This is a genomic window from Roseivivax jejudonensis, from assembly GCF_900172265.1.
Classification (GTDB): Bacteria; Pseudomonadota; Alphaproteobacteria; order Rhodobacterales; family Rhodobacteraceae; genus Roseivivax; species Roseivivax jejudonensis.
Genome location: NZ_FWFK01000001.1, coordinates 789714 through 808970 on the forward strand (window position 1 = coordinate 789714; position 19257 = coordinate 808970).

Annotated in this window: 22 protein-coding genes; 9 read left to right on the forward strand and 13 right to left on the reverse strand. The window is 69.8% G+C overall.

Going from position 1 to position 19257, the window contains the following annotated elements:
• Positions 1-91 precede the first annotated feature (91 nt).
• From recQ to ROJ8625_RS03950, 6 genes are all read left to right on the forward strand, one after another.
• Positions 92-2176 carry a DNA helicase RecQ gene (gene recQ, locus ROJ8625_RS03925; RefSeq protein ID WP_085790512.1) on the forward strand — a complete coding sequence of 695 codons (2085 nt, stop codon included), beginning with the start codon at positions 92-94 and terminating at the stop codon, positions 2174-2176.
• Between the two features lie 85 nt (positions 2177-2261).
• Positions 2262-4025 carry a dihydroxy-acid dehydratase gene (gene ilvD, locus ROJ8625_RS03930; RefSeq protein ID WP_085790513.1) on the forward strand — a complete coding sequence of 588 codons (1764 nt, stop codon included), beginning with the start codon at positions 2262-2264 and terminating at the stop codon, positions 4023-4025.
• Positions 4026-4030: 5 nt separating this feature from the next.
• Positions 4031-4678, forward strand: coding sequence for a hypothetical protein (locus ROJ8625_RS03935; RefSeq protein WP_085790514.1), 648 nt, complete (start codon positions 4031-4033; stop codon positions 4676-4678).
• A 90-nt stretch (positions 4679-4768) separates the two neighbouring features.
• On the forward strand, positions 4769-5542 hold the full coding sequence (locus ROJ8625_RS03940) for a DUF6478 family protein (protein WP_085790515.1): 774 nt from the start codon (positions 4769-4771) through the stop codon (positions 5540-5542).
• A 16-nt stretch (positions 5543-5558) separates the two neighbouring features.
• Entirely contained in the window at positions 5559-5936 is a 378-nt protein-coding gene (locus ROJ8625_RS03945; protein ID WP_085790516.1) for a hypothetical protein, read from the forward strand.
• Positions 5937-6009: 73 nt separating this feature from the next.
• A complete protein-coding gene (locus tag ROJ8625_RS03950) occupies positions 6010-6957 on the forward strand; it encodes a DMT family transporter (RefSeq protein ID WP_085790517.1) in 948 nt (315 codons plus the stop codon).
• A 21-nt stretch (positions 6958-6978) separates the two neighbouring features.
• On the opposite strand, the gene ROJ8625_RS03955 is transcribed toward ROJ8625_RS03950, so the two are convergent.
• The gene (locus ROJ8625_RS03955) at positions 6979-8301 is read right to left on the reverse strand and encodes an NAD(P)/FAD-dependent oxidoreductase (protein WP_085790518.1); all 1323 of its coding nucleotides are present in this window, start codon (positions 8299-8301) and stop codon (positions 6979-6981) included.
• 126 nt (positions 8302-8427) lie between these two features.
• Between ROJ8625_RS03955 and ROJ8625_RS03960 the strand changes: the two genes are divergently transcribed.
• Together ROJ8625_RS03960 and ROJ8625_RS03965 are read left to right on the forward strand one after the other, a co-directional pair.
• On the forward strand, positions 8428-9120 hold the full coding sequence (locus ROJ8625_RS03960; protein ID WP_085790519.1) for a GntR family transcriptional regulator: 693 nt from the start codon (positions 8428-8430) through the stop codon (positions 9118-9120).
• 53 nt (positions 9121-9173) lie between these two features.
• A complete protein-coding gene (locus tag ROJ8625_RS03965; RefSeq protein WP_085790520.1) occupies positions 9174-10577 on the forward strand; it encodes an aspartate aminotransferase family protein in 1404 nt (467 codons plus the stop codon).
• 312 nt (positions 10578-10889) lie between these two features.
• Here ROJ8625_RS03965 and ROJ8625_RS03970 read toward each other — a convergent pair whose 3' ends face one another.
• From ROJ8625_RS03970 to recO, 4 genes are read right to left on the reverse strand one after another with little or no spacing between them, the layout of a single operon-like run.
• A complete protein-coding gene (locus ROJ8625_RS03970) occupies positions 10890-11327 on the reverse strand; it encodes a molybdenum cofactor biosynthesis protein MoaE (RefSeq protein ID WP_085790521.1) in 438 nt (145 codons plus the stop codon).
• 5 nt (positions 11328-11332) lie between these two features.
• On the reverse strand, positions 11333-11578 hold the full coding sequence (gene moaD / locus ROJ8625_RS03975; protein ID WP_085790522.1) for a molybdopterin converting factor subunit 1: 246 nt from the start codon (positions 11576-11578) through the stop codon (positions 11333-11335).
• The gene (pgsA, locus tag ROJ8625_RS03980) at positions 11578-12243 is read right to left on the reverse strand and encodes a CDP-diacylglycerol--glycerol-3-phosphate 3-phosphatidyltransferase (protein WP_085790523.1); all 666 of its coding nucleotides are present in this window, start codon (positions 12241-12243) and stop codon (positions 11578-11580) included. The genes moaD and pgsA overlap by 1 nt, the downstream gene beginning before the upstream one ends.
• Positions 12244-12290: 47 nt before the next feature.
• A complete protein-coding gene (gene recO / locus ROJ8625_RS03985; RefSeq protein ID WP_085790524.1) occupies positions 12291-13058 on the reverse strand; it encodes a DNA repair protein RecO in 768 nt (255 codons plus the stop codon).
• An 83-nt stretch (positions 13059-13141) separates the two neighbouring features.
• On the opposite strand from recO, the gene ROJ8625_RS03990 reads away from it, so the two are divergent.
• Positions 13142-13759, forward strand: coding sequence for a Pr6Pr family membrane protein (locus tag ROJ8625_RS03990; RefSeq protein WP_085790525.1), 618 nt, complete (start codon positions 13142-13144; stop codon positions 13757-13759).
• Between the two features lie 49 nt (positions 13760-13808).
• On the opposite strand, the gene ROJ8625_RS03995 is transcribed toward ROJ8625_RS03990, so the two are convergent.
• The 8 genes from ROJ8625_RS03995 to ROJ8625_RS04030 all read right to left on the reverse strand — a co-directional run bounded on the left by ROJ8625_RS03995 (position 13809) and on the right by ROJ8625_RS04030 (position 19234).
• On the reverse strand, positions 13809-14144 hold the full coding sequence (locus tag ROJ8625_RS03995) for a DUF1491 family protein (protein WP_085790526.1): 336 nt from the start codon (positions 14142-14144) through the stop codon (positions 13809-13811).
• A complete protein-coding gene (gene era, locus ROJ8625_RS04000; protein WP_085790527.1) occupies positions 14137-15045 on the reverse strand; it encodes a GTPase Era in 909 nt (302 codons plus the stop codon). The genes ROJ8625_RS03995 and era overlap by 8 nt, the downstream gene beginning before the upstream one ends.
• On the reverse strand, positions 15042-15962 hold the full coding sequence (locus ROJ8625_RS04005) for a DMT family transporter (protein ID WP_085790528.1): 921 nt from the start codon (positions 15960-15962) through the stop codon (positions 15042-15044). The genes era and ROJ8625_RS04005 overlap by 4 nt, the downstream gene beginning before the upstream one ends.
• Entirely contained in the window at positions 15959-16645 is a 687-nt protein-coding gene (rnc, locus tag ROJ8625_RS04010; protein ID WP_085790529.1) for a ribonuclease III, read from the reverse strand. The genes ROJ8625_RS04005 and rnc overlap by 4 nt, the downstream gene beginning before the upstream one ends.
• Positions 16642-17484: a signal peptidase I gene (gene lepB / locus ROJ8625_RS04015; RefSeq protein ID WP_085790530.1), complete on the reverse strand. Its 843-nt coding sequence runs from the start codon at positions 17482-17484 to the stop codon at positions 16642-16644. Before lepB ends, rnc begins: the two co-directional genes overlap by 4 nt.
• A 121-nt stretch (positions 17485-17605) precedes the next feature.
• On the reverse strand, positions 17606-18010 hold the full coding sequence (gene acpS, locus ROJ8625_RS04020) for a holo-ACP synthase (protein WP_085790531.1): 405 nt from the start codon (positions 18008-18010) through the stop codon (positions 17606-17608).
• Positions 18007-18456, reverse strand: coding sequence for a deaminase (locus ROJ8625_RS04025; protein WP_085790532.1), 450 nt, complete (start codon positions 18454-18456; stop codon positions 18007-18009). Before ROJ8625_RS04025 ends, acpS begins: the two co-directional genes overlap by 4 nt.
• Positions 18457-18481: 25 nt before the next feature.
• Positions 18482-19234 (reverse strand): pyridoxine 5'-phosphate synthase, encoded by a 753-nt coding sequence (locus tag ROJ8625_RS04030; RefSeq protein ID WP_085790533.1) that lies wholly within the window; start codon positions 19232-19234, stop codon positions 18482-18484.
• Between the last annotated feature and the right edge of the window lie 23 nt (positions 19235-19257).

The window sequence follows — 19257 nt, forward strand, 5'->3', positions numbered from 1 at the left end:
GCGGCGGCCGGCTGTCTTGTTCACTGAATCTTAGTGTGCGACTGTCGCGATAAGAGCAGTCCGACGACAATCTTCAGGTTTTCAGACCGTCATGCCCGGCGATCCGGCCCTCCGTTCCGATTCCGCGCCGCTGGCCGATCGCGCGCACGCGCTTCTGCGCGACGTTTTCGGCTACGACGCCTTCCGCCCCGGACAGGGCGAGATCGTCGAGGCCGTGGCGCGTGGCGAGAACGTGCTGGCCATCATGCCGACAGGTGGCGGCAAGTCGTTGTGCTACCAGCTTCCGGCGCTGATCCGCCCGGGCCTCACCGTCGTGGTCTCTCCGCTGATCGCGCTGATGCGCGATCAGGTGCGCGCTCTGCGCGAAGCCGGAGTCGCGGCCGGCGCGCTCACCTCGGCCAACACCGCCGAGGAAACCGACGCGGTTTGGGACGCGCTGCACGACGGGTCTCTACGGCTACTCTACCTCGCGCCCGAACGGCTCGCCTCGGGCGGGGCGCAACGGATGCTGGCCGAGGCGGGCGTGTCGCTCATCGCCGTCGACGAGGCTCATTGCGTGAGCCAGTGGGGCCATGACTTCCGCCCCGACTACCTGCGGATCGGGGCGCTGCGGCGCGCGCTCGACGCGCCGCTGGCGGCCTTCACCGCCACCGCCGACGCCGAGACCCGCGAGGAGATCGTCGCGCGCCTGTTCGACGGGGCCGAGCCCGCGACCTTCCTGCGCGGGTTCGACCGCCCGAACCTGCATCTCGCGTTCCAGCCGAAGGACAACCCGCGCCGCCAGATCCTGGCCTTCGCCGGCGCGCGCAAGGGCCAGCCGGGCATCGTGTATTGCGGCACGCGGGCCAAGACGGAGACTCTGGCCCAGGCGCTGCGCGAGGACGGACACGCCGCGCTTGCCTATCACGGCGGGATGGAGCCCGACCGCCGCCGCGAGGTCGAGGAGCGCTTCGCCACCGAGGACGGCCTGATCGTCGTCGCGACGGTCGCCTTCGGCATGGGGGTCGACAAGCCCGACATCCGCTGGGTCGCCCATGCGGACCTGCCCAAGTCGATCGAGGCCTATTACCAGGAGATCGGACGCGCGGGCCGCGACGGCGGCCCGGCAGAAACGCTCACGCTCTTCGGGGCCGACGACATCCGGCTGCGGCGCTCGCAGATCGACGAGGGCACCGCCCCGCCCGAGCGCCGCGCGGCCGATCACGGCCGGCTCAACGCGCTTCTCGGGCTCGCCGAGGCGGTGGAGTGCCGACGCAAGCACCTCCTGCGGTATTTCGGCGAGGCGCATCCCGGCGGCTGCGGCGGGTGCGATCTCTGCGATCGCCCGCCCGACACGTTCGACGGCACCGAGGCGGTCCGCAAGGCTCTGTCGGCCGCGCTGCGAACGGGCGAAAGCTTCGGCGCGGGGCATCTCATCGACATCCTCACGGGCAACGAAACCGACAAGGTGCGCCAGCGGGGCCATGACGGCCTGCCGACCTTCGGCGTCGGTCGCGATCTGTCGAAGGGTCAGTGGCAGGCGGTGTTCCGCCAGATGATGGGCCGCGACCTCGTGCGCCCCGACCCCGAGCGTCACGGCGCGCTGTGGATGACCGAGGCCGCGCGCCCGATCCTGCGCGGCGAGGATACGATCACGCTGCGCCGCGACACGATCGACCGCGCCCGCGAGCAGCGCCCGGCGGTTCGCACGCTGGTGTCCGAAGAGGACGCGCCGCTCCTGTCGGCGCTCAAGGCCAAGCGCCGCGCGCTGGCCGAGGCGGCGCGCGTGCCCGCCTACGTCATCTTCAACGACCGCACGCTGGTCGAAATGGCCGAAAGGCGCCCCGCGACGATCGATGCCATGGCCGGGATTTCGGGCGTCGGCGCGAAAAAGCTCGAACGCTACGGCGATGCCTTTCTCGAGGTGATCGCCGGCGAGGCCGAGGCGGTCCACCCGACCCGTCGCAAGCTGGCGGGCCGTCCGGCGGGCGACGTCTACGACCGGCTGCTCTCGGCGCAGGCGGATCTGGCCCGCGGCCCGGAGGGCACCGACAAGCCGCTGTCGTGTTCCGCGTCGCAGCTCGCCAAGGTGGCCGAGATGCGCCCGCAGGACGCGGACGGCCTCGCTCGCCTGCTCGGCGAACGGCGCGCCGAACGGTTCGGCCCGGCCTTCCTCGAGATCCTGCAAGCCGGCTGAGCACGCGGCGCGGCATGGCGGGCGCTTGTGCGGTCATCGCGGCTTTTGTATGCCCGAAAGCGACGTTGCCCGAAGGAGAGGCCCCATGCTCAAGCGCCCGTTCGACAAGACGAAGCTGCCCAGCCGCCACGTGACCGAAGGGCCCGCCCGGGCGCCGCATCGTTCGTACTACTACGCGATGGGCATGACCGAAGACGAAATCCACCAGCCGCTCGTCGGCGTGGCGACCTGCTGGAACGAGGCCGCGCCGTGCAACATCGCCCTCAGCCGCCAGGCACAAGCGGTGAAGATGGGCGTCAAGCAGGGCTTCGGGACGCCGCGCGAGTTCACAACCATCACCGTGACCGACGGCATCGCGATGGGCCACGAAGGCATGCGCTCGTCCCTCGCAAGCCGCGAGGCGATCGCCGACACGGTCGAGCTGACCATGCGCGGGCATTGCTACGACGCGCTCGTCGGGCTCGCGGGGTGCGACAAGTCACTGCCGGGCATGATGATGGCGATGGTTCGCCTGAACGTTCCGTCGGTGTTCATCTATGGCGGGTCGATCCTGCCGGGCAAGGCGCCGCAGGTCGACGAGATCCCCGAGGATTTCCGCACCCGCGACCTGACCGTCCAGGACATGTTCGAAGCGGTTGGACGGCACCAGAACAAAGAGCTGTCGGACGCCGCGCTCGACATGCTCGAACGCGTGGCCTGCCCGTCCGCGGGCGCCTGCGGCGGCCAGTTCACCGCCAACACCATGGCCTGCGTGTCCGAGGCGATCGGACTGGCGTTGATGAACTCCTCCGGCATGCCGGCTCCCTACGAAAGCCGCGATGCCTACGGCGAGGCCTCGGGCCGCGCGGTCATGGACCTGATCGAGAACAACATCCGGGCGCGCGATGTCGTCACCCGCAGGAGCCTCGAGAACGCGGCGCGGGTCGTGGCCTGCACCGGCGGATCGACCAACGCGGGCCTGCACCTGCCGGCCATCGCGCACGAGGCGGGGATCGAGTTCTACCTCGACGACGTGTGCGAGATCTTCCGCGACACGCCCTACTTCGTCGATCTGAAGCCCGGCGGACAGTTCGTCGCAAAGGATCTGTACGACGCCGGCGGCATCCCGGTGGTGATGAAGGAGCTGCGCAAGGCGGGCCTCATTCACGAGGACTGCATGACCGCCAGCGGCAAGTCGATCGGAGAGGAACTCGACCTGATTGCCCGCAAGGCCGACGGCCGCGTGATCTATCCGATCGACACGCCGCTGACCAAGACCGGCGGCGTCGTCGGGCTGAAGGGCAATCTCGCCCCGGAAGGCGCGATCGTGAAGGTCGCGGGTATCCCGGCGGAGAACCAGGTCTTCACCGGCCCGGCCCGCGTCTTCGAAAGCGAGGAAGAGGCGTTCGAGGCGGTGCGCTCTCGCGGCTATGAGGAGGGCGAGGTGATCGTCATCCGCAACGAGGGGCCCGCCGGCGGCCCCGGCATGCGCGAGATGCTGGCGACGACGGCAGCGCTTTCGGGCCAGGGCATGGGCAAGAAGGTCGCGCTCATCACCGACGGGCGCTTCTCGGGCGCGACGCGGGGCTTCTGCGTCGGCCATGTCGGTCCCGAGGCCGCGCAGGGCGGCCCGATCGCGCTTCTGAAGAACGGCGACATGATCACCATCGACGCCATTCAGGGCACGCTGTCGGTCGATCTGGCGGATGACGAGCTCGAGACGCGCCGCAAGGCGTGGCCGGGCGCGCGCCCGACGAATTATGCCGCGGGCGCGCTGTGGAAGTTCGCCCAGCTTGTCGGCCCGACCTACAAGGGCGCGGTCACCCATCCCGGCGCGGCGGCGGAAACGCACGTCTACATGGACCAGTGAGCGCGATGCGGCGCGTCGCTCTCCTCGGACTCATCGTGGCCGCGCTGGCGGGCTGCGAAATCTCGGAAACCGGCGAGCTGCGCTTTGCGCCGCCGGCCGGCAGCGCCGGGTCCGGCGGGCGCGGTGCGCTGTCCGACCCGGCCGGCGACGCGGAGCCGATCCGGGCCGTAAGCCTCGTCGGCGGCGACGTCGTGCTCGCCGCACCGCGTGGCTACTGCGTGGATCCCGTCACGGTCGAGACCGATGACGACGGCGCTTTCGCGATGCTGGCAAGCTGCCGCATCCTCACGGGTAGCGGACCCGACGTGGCGCCCGCCGTCGTGACCGTCACGGTCGGCCCGCGAGACGAGGACGCGACGCTTCCACCGCCCGAGGCGCTGGCGCGGCTCGCCGGGGCGCCGGCCCGCGCGGCGGCGACCCGCGGCGGCCTCGTCACCGCCCAGATGCAGGCCGGTGGCAGCGACGTTCTGTCCGGGGGCGACCCGCGCTACTGGCGCGGCGCGTTCCGTCAGGGCGGGCGGCTGGTGTCTCTCGCCGTCTACGCGCCCGACGGGTCGGACCTTGCGGCCTCGGCGGGCCGGCGGTTCCTCGAACAGGTGCGCCGCGCAATCGAGACCGCCAGTGCGCGCAGCGGCAGCGCCGCCAACGGCTGATCCGGCTTCACGCGCGGATCGGAATTTGGCATCACGTAGCGGTGAGGGCGGCGGCGCGAACCGGCGCCCCGAGCGAGGGACGGGCAGGCGATGGCAGGCGACAGGCTGGGATTCATCGACAGGATCGCCGAACGCGCGGCCGAGCGCCGCTGGAAGCGTCGCGCCGCCGAGGCGGAGACTACTGATCTCGACCAGTTGCGGGGCCGGCGTGGCGCAGCGCGGCGGCTCAAGCGGCATCTCGACGACTTCCTGCATGTCGCGGACAACCGGCTGGCACTGCCGGCGATCGGCAACACGGCGTTTCCGCGTCCGCACGACGCCGACTGGGCCTGGCGCCCCGAGCTGTGGCGCGGGCCGATCCCCGAACCCGGCATCGCCTCGGTGCAGACGCAATCGACCCTGGGGCGCGAGGCGACCCTGTTTCACGATTGCACGACCTCGGAACTGACGCTGCGCCAGATCCGCAACATGCGCGAGGCGGACCTCGCGCCCTTCGGACTGCGGCTCGACGTTTTCCGCTTCGACGGGTCCTACCTGTCGCTGGCCGTCGATCTGCCACCCGACGCGGCCTTCGGCTTGAAGCGGCGCCACCTGATCCGGCTCGAGACCATCGTGGAGATGGAGAAACCGATCGAGATCTTCGTTCGGCTGAACGTGAAGCACGGCCCGAACGTCGAACAGATCGTGCGCGAGCTGCCGCTGCACCAGGAAGAGATCCGCGTCGAGTTCGACCTCGCCTATACGAAGCTGAACGAGAAGCGGGTCGAGAAACTCTGGACCGACATCATCTTCGAGGGGCCGCAGATGAACCAGGTGATCCTGCGCGACCTGACCTTCAGCCGCCGCCCTCGGGCGGAGCTCTAGTGCAAGGGAGCGCGCGATGAGTGCCTACACGCTGACCAAGACCCGCTTCATCGAGGGCGTCTGGGAGGGAGTGATCTCGGGCGAGAGCGCGGACGTGCCGCCGCCCGAAGTGCTGGTCACCCATCTCGAACAGTCGCTGCCCGGGGTCGTCGTTACGGGCAGCGACGGCCCCGGCACATGGGTCCTGCGCGTTCCGGTGCCGGTCACGCTGATCGGCGACGGGGTGCAGACCTTCGTGATCTCCGACGCGCGCACGGGCGACACGCTCGACAGCTTCGCTCTGATCGCGGGCGAGGCCCTGGGCGAGGACATCCGTGCCGAGATGGCGCTTTTGCGGGCAGAGCTCGACCTTCTGAAGCGTGCGTTCCGCCGGCACTGTCTCGAGACCAGCTGACCAGCGCCGGGCGCTTGACCTTCCCGGCCGCGGGGCAGAGGGTCGCGGGGTTTTCGCCAAGGATCCCGAACCCATGACCGAACCCGACCCGCGCCCCGTGCCGACCGGCGGGAGCGCGCTCACGGGGATTTCCCTCAAGCTCGTCTCCGTCGTCATGTTCGTGGTGATGGCGTCGCTGATCAAGGCCACCTCGGACGTCGTCCCGCCCGGCGAGGCCGTGTTCTTTCGCTCGTTCTTCGCCATGCCGGTGATCGTCGTCTGGCTGGCCGCGCGCCGGCAGCTGCGCAGCGGGCTCAAGACGTCCAACCCACTCGGTCACCTGTGGCGCGGCCTGATCGGCGTCACGGCGATGGGGTGCACCTTCGCCGGGCTCGGCCTTCTGCCGCTGCCGGAGGTGACGGCGATCGGATTCGCCGCGCCGATCCTGACCGTCCTGTTCGGTGCGCTCCTTCTGGGCGAACGGGTGCGCGCCTTCCGGATGAGCGCGGTCGTGGTCGGCCTCGTCGGCGTGTGTGTCATCATCTGGCCGCGTCTCACGCTCGACGCGAGCACCGCCGCCGCGCTCGGGGTCGCGGTCGTCCTGCTCTCCGCCGTCTTCCGCGCGCTGGCGCAGATCCAGATCCGCAGGCTGGTGGCAGACGAAGATACGGCCGCGATCGTCTTCTACTTCTCGCTGACCTCGACGCTCCTGTCGCTGCTGACGATGCCCTTCGGCTGGGCGTGGCCGCCGATCGAGGCCGCCGCGCTGCTGGTGCTCGCCGGTCTTCTCGGCGGTGTGGCGCAGATCTTTCTGACCGCTGCCTACCGCTTCGGCGAGGCCGGGCTTCTGGCTCCGTTCGACTACGCCGCGATGCTCGTGTCGATCGTGATCGGCTACGCGGTCTTCGACGAGGTGCCGACGCGCGCGATGCTGATCGGGGCGACAATCGTCATCGCCTCGGGCGTGGCAATCATCTTGCGCGAGCGCCAGCTCGGCCTGAAGCGGGGCCGTGGCCGGGCCGGCATGACGCCGCAGGGCTGACGCCCGCCCGCGTCCGAGAGCTCACAGATCGAGCGCCTCGGCCACGAGGTAGGCCGGGCGCAGCAGCGTGCGCCGATACCGGCCGAGCGGAATGCGCGACGGCACCCGGCGCATCGCCGCGGGATAGGCCGCCTCGGTCGGCCGATCCAGTGCCAGATCGGCGAGGATCCGGCCCGCGTGACTGCCCATCGCGACCCCGTTGCCATGGTATCCGAACCCCGCGAGAACGCCCGGCATATCCGGCACCGGCCCGACATAGGGCGTGAGCGTTGACGTGAGACACGCCAATCCCGACCAGCCGTGCGTGATCTCGACATCGGCCCAGGCCGGGAACAACGCCGCGAAGTGGCGCCGTATGCGCGCGTCGGTGGCGCGCGTCTCCCCCGGCCGTGCCGACAGCCCGCCGCGCATGCCGAACAGGAACCGGTCATCCGGCAGGAGCCGGAAATAGTGCAGAAGCTCGCGGGTGTCGTAGGCCATCTGACGCGAGGTCCAGCCCTGCGCCGCGCGCTCCGCCTCGGTCAGCGGGCGGGTGACGATCACGTTCGACAGGACCGGCAGGGTGCGTCCGCGCATCCAGCCCGGCACGTCCTCGGATCCGTACCCGTTGGTGGCGACGATGACCCGGTCGGCTGTCAGAGCCGGGCCGCGCCCCGTCTCCAGCCGCCAACGGGCGCCGTCTGGGCGGATCCCTGTCACCGCGGAATGGGCATGCATCACCGCGCCGGCCGCCGCGGCCGCACTGGCGAGGCCGTCGTGATAGCGCGCCGGATCGAGCGCGAATCCGATCGGGATGGTCATGGCACCGTGGAACGGACCGCCAAGCCCCGCCTGCCGCAATCCGTCCTGACCGATCACCTCCGGCGTCACGCCGTAGGCGGCCTCGATCCCGGTCGCAGCGCGGCGCAGCCGGCGCATCGCGCGGGGCGTATGGGCCAGCTGGGTTTCGCCCGCGCTGTGCGTGTCCGCCGCGATGCCGTGCCGGTCGAGAAGATCGGCGACCGTCTCCACCGCCGCGCGCTCCGCCGCGTGCCAATCGCGCGCGCCGCCGGGTCCGAACCGCCGTTCGAGGCTCCGGTCCGACGCCTTGGCCCCGCCGAGGCAGCAGAACCCGCCATTGCGCCGCGACGCGCCGAAGCCCGGTGCAGCAGCATCGAGCACCGTCACCCCCATGCCGGCCTCCGCGAGGTGCAGCGCTGCCGACAGGCCGGTAAACCCGCCGCCGATCACGGCGACCTCGGTCGTCGCATCGGCATCGAGCGCCGGCCAGTCCGGCGCCGTGCTGCGACCCCAGAAACAGGCCGCGGGCGGCGCATAGGCCGCGGCTTCGTAGAGGCGCTCCATGCCGCTCCCCGATCTATCAGCGACATGCGCGGTAGCCCGGGACCCGCCCCGCCGTCCAGCCCCGCCGCGGTTTCCTCGGCCGCAGGCGCGTGGCATGGTCGGTCGACCGACAGGACGGATCACGGCATGAAGCTCATCACCTTGGCGCAGGATCAGGCGGGGCGCGCGGGCCTGCCGGTGCATGAACAGGTCTATCGTCGCCTGCGCGAGATGGTCCTTTTCGGCGACCTGGAGCCCGGCCAGCCGGTAACGATCCAGGGGCTGACCGATCATCTCGGCGCGGGAATGACACCCGTGCGCGAGGCGTTGCGCCGGCTCACGGCAGAGGGCGCGCTGCAGTTCTCGGGCAACCGCCGAATCACCGTGCCGGTGCTCGACGCAGCGGCGATCGAGGAACTGGCGCTGGCCCGCGCGGCACTCGAGCCGGAACTCGCGCGCCGCGCCGCGGCCCGTGCATCAGCGCAGGACATCGCGCAGCTCACCGCGACCGACGCGCGGCTCGACCGTGCGATCGCCGCCGGCGACGTGAGCCTTTACCTGCGCGAAAACCACCGCTTCCATGCGGAGCTGACCGCGCTGGCCGGCGCGCCGATCCTGCAGTCGGTCGTCGACGGGCTCTGGCTGCGCTTCGGCCCGTCGCTCCGCGCGGTCTGCGCCGGCGCGGGGCCGCTCGGCCTGCCCGACCGTCACAAGGACATGCTGGCGGCGATCGGCCGTGCCGACGGCGATGCGGCCGCAGCGGCGATGGCGCTCGACGTCACACAGGGGATGGAGCGGATCGCGGCGCACCTTGACGAGCGGAGCGGTCCCGCGGATTGACCTTCGAATAATTTGATCATATTTCGGCGCCAGCCCCGCACGAGGAGTTCGCCATGGCCCATCTCACCAACACCGCACCGACGGCCGAGCTGCAGGCGCTCGACGCCGCCCACCACATGCATCCCTTCACCCACGGCGCCGGTCTCGCCGACAAGGGTGTGCGCATCATGACACGCGGCGAGGGCGTCTGGCTGACCGACAGCGAGGGCAATCGCATCCTCGACGCGATGGCCGGGCTCTGGTGCGTGAACGTGGGCTATGGCCGCCAGGAGCTCGTGGAGGCGGCGGCGGCGCAGATGTCCGAACTGCCGTTCTACAACACCTTCTTCCAGACCAGCCACGTACCGGCGATCCGGCTGGCCGAACGCCTCGCCCAGCTGGCGCCGGATCCGCTCAACCACGTGTTCTACGCCTCCTCCGGGTCCGAGGCGAACGACACCAACCTGAGACTCGTGCGCACGTACTGGGAAATGAAGGGCCAGCCGCAGCGAAAGGCGATCATCTCGCGCTGGAACGCCTATCACGGCTCCTCGGTGGGCTCGGGGTCGCTCGGCGGGATGAAGGGAATGCACGCCCAGGGCGGCATGCCGATTCCGGATATCCACCACATCGACCAGCCGAACTGGTGGTCCGAAGGGGGCGACATGACGCCCGAAGAGTTCGGTGTCGCGCGCGCCCGTCAGCTCGAGCAGAAGATCGAGGAGCTGGGACCCGACACCGTCGCGGCCTTCATCGCCGAGCCGGTCCAGGGCGCCGGTGGCGTGATCGTGCCGCCCGAAACCTACTGGCCCGAGATCCAGCGGATCGTCGACAAGTACGGCATCCTGCTGATCGCAGACGAGGTGATCTGCGGCTTCGGACGTACCGGCAACTGGTTCGGATCCCAGACGATGGGTCTTCGGCCCGACGTGATGACCGTCGCCAAAGGACTGTCCTCGGGCTACCAGCCGATCGGCGGGTCGATCGTATCGGACGAGATCGCATCGGTGCTTGGCGGCGACGAATTCAACCACGGCTATACCTATTCGGGTCACCCGGTGGCCTGCGCCGTCGCTCTGGAAAACCTGCGCATTCTCGATGAGGAAGGAATCGTGACCCGCGTGCGCGAGGAGACCGGCCCCTACCTGAAGGAGCGCTTCGAAAGCCTTGTCGAACACCCGATGGTGGGCGAGGCGAAGATCGTCGGCCTCATGGGCTCGATCGCGCTGACACCCGACAAGGCCGCCCGTGCCGCCTTCGCGGCGGATGCCGGAACCGTCGGCCTGATCTGCCGCGAACGTTGCTTCGCCAACGACCTGATCATGCGCCACGTCGGCGATCGGATGATCGTGTCTCCGCCGCTGGTCATCACCAAGGACGAGATCGACACGCTGATCGAACGCGCCTGGCGGTCGCTCGACGAGGCAATGGCCGAAGTCGAGGCCCAAGGCCTGATGAAACCCGCCGCAGTGGCCTGACCGAAGACAGCGGAGCGGCTCCGCCGCACCGGTCATCTCGCGCGTCGGCTGCGCCTCCGGGCTCGGGTCGCCGCCCGGTGGTCAATACGCTCTTGTATCGCACGCATGGCGGCGTGGCAGGGGTGGGTTTTGCCTCCGGCGGGGGTTTTCGGGCAAGATGAAGGGTCATCGGGTCGCGCCTATGCCGTCAGGCATACGCGATCGACGCGCACGACATCACGTCCAAGCGCAAGATCCGATCTTCATCTTGCCAATAAACCCCGGGGGCGGCGCAGCCGCGGGGCGGAGCCCCTCCGCAGGCAACGTCCGCGTCTACCAACGGGTCAACGCGTCCTCGTCGGCCACCTTGGCCGCAACCCAGTTTTCACCCTCTGTGCCACGTTCCTTTTTCCAGAACGGCGCGCGGGATTTCAGATAGTCCATCAGGAAGTCGGCCGCCTCGAAGGCGTCGCGGCGATGCGGCGCGGCCGTGGCGACCATCATGATCCGCTCGCCCGGCCGGAGGGGCCCATGACGGTGGATCACAAGGACGTCGCCGAGAGACCAGCGCTGCGCGGCCTCCTCGGCGATCGCGGTCAAGGCCTTCTCGGTCATCCCGGGGTAGTGTTCGATGTCCATGCTCGCGAGGCCGCCGTCGCCGCGCACAATGCCGGCGAATGTCACGACGGCGCCCATGTCCGTGCGGTCCCGGGCGAAGTCCGCGCATTCCGCCCCGTAGTCGAAGGGCGCCGCTTGCACCACAACGCGCATCGGGATCAGCCCCCGGTCATCGGCGGAAAGAAGGCGACTTCGCGGGCGTTCGCGAGCGGGCTGTCGAAGTCGCCGAGTTCCTGGTCCACGGCAACGCGGATCGCCGAAAGGTCGGCGAAGGCCGCGGCGTAGCGATCCTCGCGCCCACGCAATTCCTCGACGAGATCCGACACTGTCGCGGCCGAGGTCTCGATCCGCTCGCGCGGCAGACCAATGCGTTCACGGACCCAGGCGAAGTACAGCACATCCATCACGGCGCCTCCTTGAGATACGGGGTGGCCTTGCGGAAATAGTCCCACCCGGTGACGAGCGTCAGGGCCGCCGCGATCCACAGGAGCGCAATGCCCGCGTTGCCGGTCCAGACCATCCCCGCGAGCTTCCACTGCAGGCCCTGAACGTCCTCGGCGCGGCCTTCGAGGATGTCGGCGATCATCGCGTTGTCCATCCCCCAGGACGCGATCCCGAGATAGTGTTCCCAGACCCCCTGCGCAAAGAGCACGGCGATCGCGACCATCTGCAGGGTCGTCTTCCACTTGGCGAGCTTGGTGACTTTCAGGGTCCCGGCGGTATCGCCGAGATATTCGCGCAGGCCCGAGACGAAGACCTCGCGGAAGAGGATGACCGTCGCCGGCAGGACCAGCCACGGCGACATCGAGGAATAGCCCACGATGACCATGAGCGCGATCACCACCATCGCCTTGTCGGCGATCGGATCGAGCATGGTGCCGAGCTTCGTTTCCTGTTTCCACGACCGTGCGAGGTGCCCGTCGAACCAGTCGGTCACCGCCGCGCCGATGAACAGCACGAGCGCGAGCCAATCGGCGAAGGGCCGTGTGAAGTAGAGAAACATCACCGCGAGGCCCGGCGCCGCGAGAAGGCGCAGGACGGTCAGGACGTTGGGCAGGTTCCATGTCATGGGCGGGTTCTATCCCGGATCGCTTGGCGGCGGAAGGTGCGTGGAGATCAACGCGAGCCGCCCGGTCCGGGGTCCGCCGCCGCGGCCGCTGCGGCGCGTTTTGCCAGGCGGTCGAGAAACAGCGCGCGGGCCGGCGGCAGTGGCCGGTCGCCGAGCGACGGGGCGAGGTGATGGCCCAGGAAATGCCCGGTTGTGCCCAATGCGCGGAGCACCTCGTCGTCGCCGCGGTTGCCTTCGCCGTGCAGCGCCGGCGGCAGCGGCAGCAGCCGGTCGGCCCAGTCGCCCGCACCCTCGACCGTGACCGCGCGCCCGGTCCGCGGCGACACGTAGCGCAGCCCCTCCGTCGCGCCGGTCACCGCGCAGGCGGAGAGGTCGAGCCCGTACCCCGTCTCGTCGAGCAGCATCACCTCCCATCGGAGGTAGTAGAACGGCCAGTCCGGTGTCGTGCCGAGCGTGTCGAGCAGGAGCGTCGTGGCCCGGTAGAGTCCGAGATGGGGTTCCCGGTCGGGCAGCACGAAGGCGAGCAGCGCACAGACCGCGTTCAGACCCGACAGCGCCAGCGGATCGGCCATCGCCTGCCCCGCGCGCGAGCGCCGGAGTTCCGCGGCGTAGGTGCCGATATGATCCTCGAGCCGGGCGCGCCAGGCAAGGTCGAGCTCGGCGCCCGGCTGCAGCATCGGCGCGGCCTTGCGCGAGGTCGCGCCGCGCAGGACGCCCGCGTGACGGCCGTGCGCCTCGGTGAAGACCTCCAGGATCGCCGAGGTTTCGCCGTGCCGCCGCACGCCGAGCAGGATTCCGGTATCGCGCCACTCCATGAGCGGGGACTATCGGGCCACGGCACGCGGCCGGCAAGGGCGGGCGGGGTTGCCCTGTCCGCGCCCGCCCGCCAAGAGAGGTCATGACCCGGACCGCCCGTTTCGCCGCACTCGCCATCGCGTTCGTCGCGCTCGTCACGCTGATCGTGCACGTGCGGCTCGGGCTGGCCGCGCGCCCGGACTGGCCGCTCTGGCGCGAGTTGTGGCGCACCGGTCGCTTCTTCACGGTGCTGACCGTGGCGCTCGTGGCGGTGCATTTTCTGTGGGTCGGCCTCTCGGGGCGGGCGAGCGCTGCGCTCGCCGGGGGCGTGACGCTCTGGATCGGGATCGTCGGCGCGGTCTACCACGCGCTGCTGTGGCGGCCGCTCGAGGGGCTGCGGCTCTACGTCGATCACTCCATGCACAGCCTGCTGCCGGTCCTTGTCGCGGCCTGGTGGCTGGCCTGCGCGCCGAAAGGGGCGTTGCGCCCGGCCCACGCGGCCTGGTGGCTGGGCTGGCCGGGACTCTACGTCGCCTACGTGCTTGCGCGCGGGATGACAGATGGACGGTATCCGTACTTCTTCGTCGATCCGGGCCGGATCGGCTGGCTGATGGTGGGGGTCTGGGTGCTGGCGCTCGGCGCGGTGTTCTGGCTCGGCGGCGTGGGTCTCGTCCGGCTTGGCCGATGGCTTTCGCGGTCGCGCGACCCGGTGATAGGGTAGCACGGCGCATCGCCACGCACCCACCGCAACGCCCCGTCGCGCGACCGCGTCAGACGAGCCCGTCTTCGCCGAGCAGATCGCGGCCCGCACGATCCTCGAGTTCGATCACCCACAGGTCGGGATCACTCCGCGCCTCGCGCGCGACCGCATCGTCGCACTCCGCCTCGGCACCCTCGCGCAGGACGTCCCAGCGGCGCGTGTCGGACATCAGGTCGTAGCGGCGGCAGAGGACCCGGGCCGTGCCGTCCATGCGCGCGATCTTGACCAGCACGGCGCCGGCGGTGTCGTCGCCCTTGCGCGTGACGAAGGCGGGAATGCCGGCGAGGTCGAGCCGGCGGCGGTAGGCCGAGACCCAGAGCGCGGTCGCGAGACGCGGTTCAGCCATCGCCGTCGCGGAACTCGAGCCCCATTTCCGAGTACCGCTCGCTCTCTTCGAGCCAGCCTTCGCGGACCTTCACCTGAAGAAACAGGTGCACGCGCCGGCCGAGGAAGGTCTCGATCTCGGCGCGAGACTGCTGGCCGATGGTCTTGATCGTCTCGCCCCGGTGGCCGAGCACGATGCCCTTGTGGCCGTCGCGGGCCACGTAGACCACCTGATCGATGCGGGCCGAGCCGTCCTTGCGTTCTTCCCAGTTCTCCGTTTCGACGGTCAGCTGGTAGGGCAGTTCCTGGTGCAGGCGCAGGGTCAGCTTCTCGCGCGTCATTTCGGCGGCGATCATCCGCATCGGCAGGTCGGCGATCTGGTCCTCTGGATAGAGCCAAGGGCCCTCGGGCACCGCACCGGCGAGCCAGCGCCGCAAATCCTCGGTGCCGTATCCCTTCTCGGCCGAGATCATGAACGTCTCGGTGAAGCTCATCCGGTCGTTGAGGCGCTGCGACAGCGCGAGCAGCGTTTCCGCCTTCACCCGGTCGATCTTGTTGATGGCGAGCGCAACGGGCCGGCCGTGCGCCTCGGTGTCGAGACGGTCGAGAATCGCCTCGACACCCTCGGTCATGCCGCGATGCGCCTCGATCAGCAGGACCACGACGTCGGCGTCTGCGGCACCGCCCCAGGCGGCGGCGACCATCGCGCGGTCGAGGCGGCGGCGCGGCTTGAACAGACCCGGCGTGTCGACGAAGACGAGCTGGCTGTCTCCTTCCATCGCGACGCCGCGAATCCGGGCGCGCGTGGTCTGCACCTTGTGCGTGACGATGGAGACCTTGGCGCCGACCATGCGGTTGAGCAGCGTCGACTTGCCCGCGTTGGGCTCTCCGATCAGCGCGACGAATCCGGCGCGGGTGGTCATGGGGCGTGGTCCTTCTCAGAAGGTCCGGCGTCTAGCGCGGCCGCGCGCATTTGGCCAGAGCCGCGTCCGGAGTGCCAGAGCGTGTAGAGCCCGGAGCCCACGATCAGCCCGGCACCGGCCAGCATCAGGGCATCCGGGCGTTCGCCGAAAACCACGTAGGCGAGTACCAGCGCCGCGATAAGACGGGTGTACCGGAATGGCGCGACAACGGCGACCGCGCCGGTGCGCATCGCCTGGGTCAGCGCGCCGTAGGCGACGACCCCGGTGACCGCCGTCGCCGCGAGAAGCCCTGCCGCCGCCGGCTGCGGCATCGCCGGCAACCCCGGTTCGAACGCGAGAATGACGAGCCCCGCCAGAGTGACCGTCGCGAACCCGGGAATACCGAGTTGCGTTGTCGAGATCTCGGGTGGGCTGGCGCGCGTGGCGACGTCGCGTCCGGCGAATCCGATCATGCCCAGCACGGCGAAAAGCGCCGAAGCCTCGAACCCCTCGGCGCTCGGTCGCAGGATCAGCAGCACGCCGACAAAACCGATGCCCATCGCGAGCCAGCGGCGCGCGCCCACCGGTTCGGCGAGGGCGAGCGCCGCCCCGAGCGTGACGACGAGGGGCGCGGCCTGCAGGATCGCCGATGTCACCGACAACGGCGCGAAGGCCAGCGCCAGAGCGTAGAACAGTCGACCCGTTACCTCGAACCCGGAGCGCAGCAGCATCGTGCGCGACAGGTAGGCGCGGGTCCAGACCGGCAAACCGGCCCGCCGGACAAGCGCGGCATATAGGACAAGCCCGCCCAGACCGAAGATCAGCGTGCCGAGCCCGGGAGAGACAGTCGCCGTCGCGGCCTTGAAGAGCGCGTCCTCGATCGCGAAGCCGAGCATCGCCGCGGACATGAGGAGCGCGCCGCGGGTTTCGGGCGTCATTCCCCGCGCTCGAGGCGGGAGAGAAGCGCGCTGGCCGCCTGTTGCTCGGCCTGCCGCTTGGACGAGGCTTTCGCATCCGCCGTCTCGCCCGAGGTCAGCCGCACTTCGATCGTGAAGACCGGCTGATGATCGGGCCCCTCGCGCCCCGTCTCGACGTAGGACGGCGGCGGCAGGCCGCGTCCCTGCGCCCATTCCTGCAGCGCCGTCTTGGGGTCGCGCGCGTCCTCTTCGACACGGTCGATGCGATCGCCCCAAAGCCTAAGGATCATGTCGCGCGCGGCCTCGAAGCCGGCATCGGTATAGACCGCCGCGATCACCGCCTCCATCGCGTCGCCCAACAGCGCCATCTTGCGCCGGCCGCCCGACAGACGTTCCGATCGCCCGAGCTTCAGCGCGTCGCCGATGCCGAATTGCCGCGCGACCTCGGCGCAGGCTTCCTTGCGGACGAGCGCGTTGTAGCGGGGGGCGAGCTGGCCCTCGGCCGCGGTGGGATCGCGAGCCAGAAGCGCCTCGGCCATGACGAGGCCGAGCACGCGGTCACCGAGGAATTCCAGCCGCTGATTGTCCTCGCGATGCGGTCCGGACATCGATCCGTGCGTCAGCGCACGCGCCAGTAGGCCGGGATCGGCGAAACGGTGCCCCAGCCGGGCCTCGAGATCCGCGAGCGCTGCCGACCGCTTCACTCGATCCTCTCGAAGAAGCGATCGGCGCGCCAGGTCCAGAAGAACAGCATCGAGCTGCCGGCGGAGGAAAAGACGACACGCCGCGCCCGGCCCACGAGGTTCTCGTAGGGCACGTATCCGACGCCGCCGGCCACGGTGGGCACGCGGCTGTCCGAGGAGTTGTCGCGGTTGTCGCCCATCATGAAGTAGTGGCCCTCGGGCACCTCGTAGACCGGCGTGTTGTCCGACCCCTGGCGCGAGATGTTGAGCACGGAATGCTCGACACCGTTCGGCAGCGTTTCGACGAACTTTTCCTTCACGCAGGTGCCGCCATCCCCGACCGGTCCGTTGGCGCAACGCGGTCGAAGCCGCTGCGGGCCCTGCGGCTGGGCGATCTCCTCGAAGGTGCCGTCCGGGGTCATCTCGACCGCCGTGCCGTCGATCTGCAGCACGCCGTCGACCATTTGGAGGCTCTCGCCCGGCAGGCCGACGACCCGCTTGATGAAGTCGCGTCCGGTCAAGGGATGGCGAAAAACCACCACGTCGCCGCGCTCGGGCTCCGAGCCGAAGATCCGGGTATTGTCGCCGTCGAGGAAGCCGCAAATGTCGGCGGCGTCGATGTCGATGCCGATCGCCGGAAGATAGAGCGACGGGCAGGATGCGTAGGAATAGCCGTAGGTCATCTTATTGACGAAGAGGAAGTCGCCGATGAGCAGCGTGTCCTTCATCGAGCCCGACGGGATCCAGAACGGCTGAAAGAAGAGCGTGCGGAAGATCCCGGCGATCAGGAGGGCGTAGACCACGGTCTTGACCGTTTCGAGAAAGCCCCCGCCGGAGCTCGTCTTCTTGTCGCGCGCCATCTGGCTCTGCCTTCCCGCCTGCCTCTCGTGCGCGGGCTTCTTGGGCGCCGTCGGGGTGGGAGTCAAGCGAGGCTCGTCGGCGCATCGCCCGACGGGATGGCCGGCACGCGAAGGCGCGTGGTCACCCGGTGCGGGGCCGGGCCTCGATGACGACGAAGGCCTGCGCCCAGGGATGGTCGTCCGTGAGCGTGACGTGGATGATCGCCTCGTGCCCGGCCGGCGTCATCTCGGCCAGCCGGTCCCGCGCCCAGCCGGTCACGTGCATCACTGGCTGGCCGGTCGGCAGGTTCGTGACCGACATGTCCTTCCAGGCGATCCCCATGCGCAGCCCGGTACCGAGCGCCTTGGAACACGCCTCCTTGGCGGCCCAGCGTTTTGCGTAGGTGCCCGGCGTGTCGGCCCGCCGCTCGGCCTTGCGCTGTTCGATGTCGGTGAAAACCCGGTTGCGAAAGCGATCACCGAACCGATCGAGCGTGGCCGCGATACGCTCGATGTTGCACAGGTCGGTGCCGACACCGAGGATCATGTTCCCTCGTAGATCTGCGAAAGCCGATCCGCGCCGTGCCCGCCCGACCAGGTAAAGCTGTTGTCGGCAGCCCGGGCGAAATCGTCGATGCCAAGGGCGGGAAACTGGAAGAAGGTCGGCGCGCGGGTCTGCGTCATCGCGAAGACGAGGCGCGAGATCCCGGCCCAGCGCATCGCCGCGAGGCACATCTCGCACGGCTGCATGGAGGCGATCAGCGTCGCCTCCGAAAGGTCCGTGGTCCCGAGCGCGGCGCCGGCGCGGGCGATCGCCACGATCTCCGCATGGCGGCTGGGATCGCGGGTCTCCCCCACTTCGTTGGCATGCGGGCCGAAGACCTCGCCCCGATGCAGCACCGAGGCCGTGAAGACCGGCGCGCCCGCGTGCAGCTCCAGCGCACGGTCGATCACGGCGTCCAGCGCCGCGCGTTCGGTTTCCGTCGGGGTCATCGGTGCTCGTCCCTGGGGCTCGTGATCATCCACGGGCTTCGTCCATCAGGCGCCGCATCTCGGCGATTGCGGGCCCGAGGCCGCGAAACACCGCTTCGCCGATGAGGAAGTGCCCGATATTGAGCTCGACCACCTGCGGGATCGCAGCCACAGGCCCGACCGTGTCGTAGGCAAGGCCGTGACCGGCATGCACCTCGAGCCCGAGCGCGTGCGCTTTCGCGGCCATGTCCCGCAAGCGGGACAGCTCGGCGTCGCGCTCCTGCAGCCGGCCTTCGGCGTGCAGATCGCAATAGGCGCCGGTGTGCAGCTCGATGACGGCTGCGCCGACCGCTGCGGCGGCCTCCACCTGCGTGGCGTCCGCTGCGATGAACAGAGATACGCGCGCGCCGGCCTCCCGCAGCGGGGCGATGAACCGGGTGAGCCGGTCGGTGTCGCCCGCCACCTCCAGGCCGCCCTCGGTCGTGCGCTCCTCGCGCCGCTCCGGCACGAGGCAGACCGCGTGCGGTTTGTGCTTCAGCGCGATCGCCTGCATTTCGTCGGTCGCGGCCATTTCGAAATTGAGCGGCACGCGCAGCATCGCCGCGAGGGCGGAGATATCGTCGTCCCGGATGTGGCGGCGATCCTCCCGCAGGTGCGCCGTGATTCCATCGGCGCCGGCCTCCTCGGCCAATTGCGCCGCGCGCAACGGGTCGGGCACCGTGCCGCCGCGCGCGTTGCGCAGCGTGGCGACGTGGTCGATGTTGACGCCGAGGCGCAGGCGGCCGCGTTGCTCACTCATGAACTTTCTCCGATCGGGACGGG

Bases quoted from the DNA above. Each gene is read 5' to 3' on its own strand.
- recQ (WP_085790512.1), top strand. From the start codon at position 92: ATGCCCGGCGATCCGGCCCTCCGTTCCGATTCCGCGCCGCTGGCCGAT.
- ilvD (WP_085790513.1), top strand. From the start codon at position 2,262: ATGCTCAAGCGCCCGTTCGACAAGACGAAGCTGCCCAGCCGCCACGTG.
- ROJ8625_RS03935 (WP_085790514.1), top strand. From the start codon at position 4,031: ATGCGGCGCGTCGCTCTCCTCGGACTCATCGTGGCCGCGCTGGCGGGC.
- ROJ8625_RS03940 (WP_085790515.1), top strand. From the start codon at position 4,769: ATGGCAGGCGACAGGCTGGGATTCATCGACAGGATCGCCGAACGCGCG.
- ROJ8625_RS03945 (WP_085790516.1), top strand. From the start codon at position 5,559: ATGAGTGCCTACACGCTGACCAAGACCCGCTTCATCGAGGGCGTCTGG.
- ROJ8625_RS03950 (WP_085790517.1), top strand. From the start codon at position 6,010: ATGACCGAACCCGACCCGCGCCCCGTGCCGACCGGCGGGAGCGCGCTC.
- ROJ8625_RS03955 (WP_085790518.1), bottom strand. From the start codon at position 8,301: ATGGAGCGCCTCTACGAAGCCGCGGCCTATGCGCCGCCCGCGGCCTGT.
- ROJ8625_RS03960 (WP_085790519.1), top strand. From the start codon at position 8,428: ATGAAGCTCATCACCTTGGCGCAGGATCAGGCGGGGCGCGCGGGCCTG.
- ROJ8625_RS03965 (WP_085790520.1), top strand. From the start codon at position 9,174: ATGGCCCATCTCACCAACACCGCACCGACGGCCGAGCTGCAGGCGCTC.
- ROJ8625_RS03970 (WP_085790521.1), bottom strand. From the start codon at position 11,327: ATGCGCGTTGTGGTGCAAGCGGCGCCCTTCGACTACGGGGCGGAATGC.
- moaD (WP_085790522.1), bottom strand. From the start codon at position 11,578: ATGGATGTGCTGTACTTCGCCTGGGTCCGTGAACGCATTGGTCTGCCG.
- pgsA (WP_085790523.1), bottom strand. From the start codon at position 12,243: ATGACATGGAACCTGCCCAACGTCCTGACCGTCCTGCGCCTTCTCGCG.
- recO (WP_085790524.1), bottom strand. From the start codon at position 13,058: ATGGAGTGGCGCGATACCGGAATCCTGCTCGGCGTGCGGCGGCACGGC.
- ROJ8625_RS03990 (WP_085790525.1), top strand. From the start codon at position 13,142: ATGACCCGGACCGCCCGTTTCGCCGCACTCGCCATCGCGTTCGTCGCG.
- ROJ8625_RS03995 (WP_085790526.1), bottom strand. From the start codon at position 14,144: ATGGCTGAACCGCGTCTCGCGACCGCGCTCTGGGTCTCGGCCTACCGC.
- era (WP_085790527.1), bottom strand. From the start codon at position 15,045: ATGACCACCCGCGCCGGATTCGTCGCGCTGATCGGAGAGCCCAACGCG.
- ROJ8625_RS04005 (WP_085790528.1), bottom strand. From the start codon at position 15,962: ATGACGCCCGAAACCCGCGGCGCGCTCCTCATGTCCGCGGCGATGCTC.
- lepB (WP_085790530.1), bottom strand. From the start codon at position 17,484: ATGGCGCGCGACAAGAAGACGAGCTCCGGCGGGGGCTTTCTCGAAACG.
- acpS (WP_085790531.1), bottom strand. From the start codon at position 18,010: ATGATCCTCGGTGTCGGCACCGACCTGTGCAACATCGAGCGTATCGCG.
- ROJ8625_RS04025 (WP_085790532.1), bottom strand. From the start codon at position 18,456: ATGACCCCGACGGAAACCGAACGCGCGGCGCTGGACGCCGTGATCGAC.
- ROJ8625_RS04030 (WP_085790533.1), bottom strand. From the start codon at position 19,234: ATGAGTGAGCAACGCGGCCGCCTGCGCCTCGGCGTCAACATCGACCAC.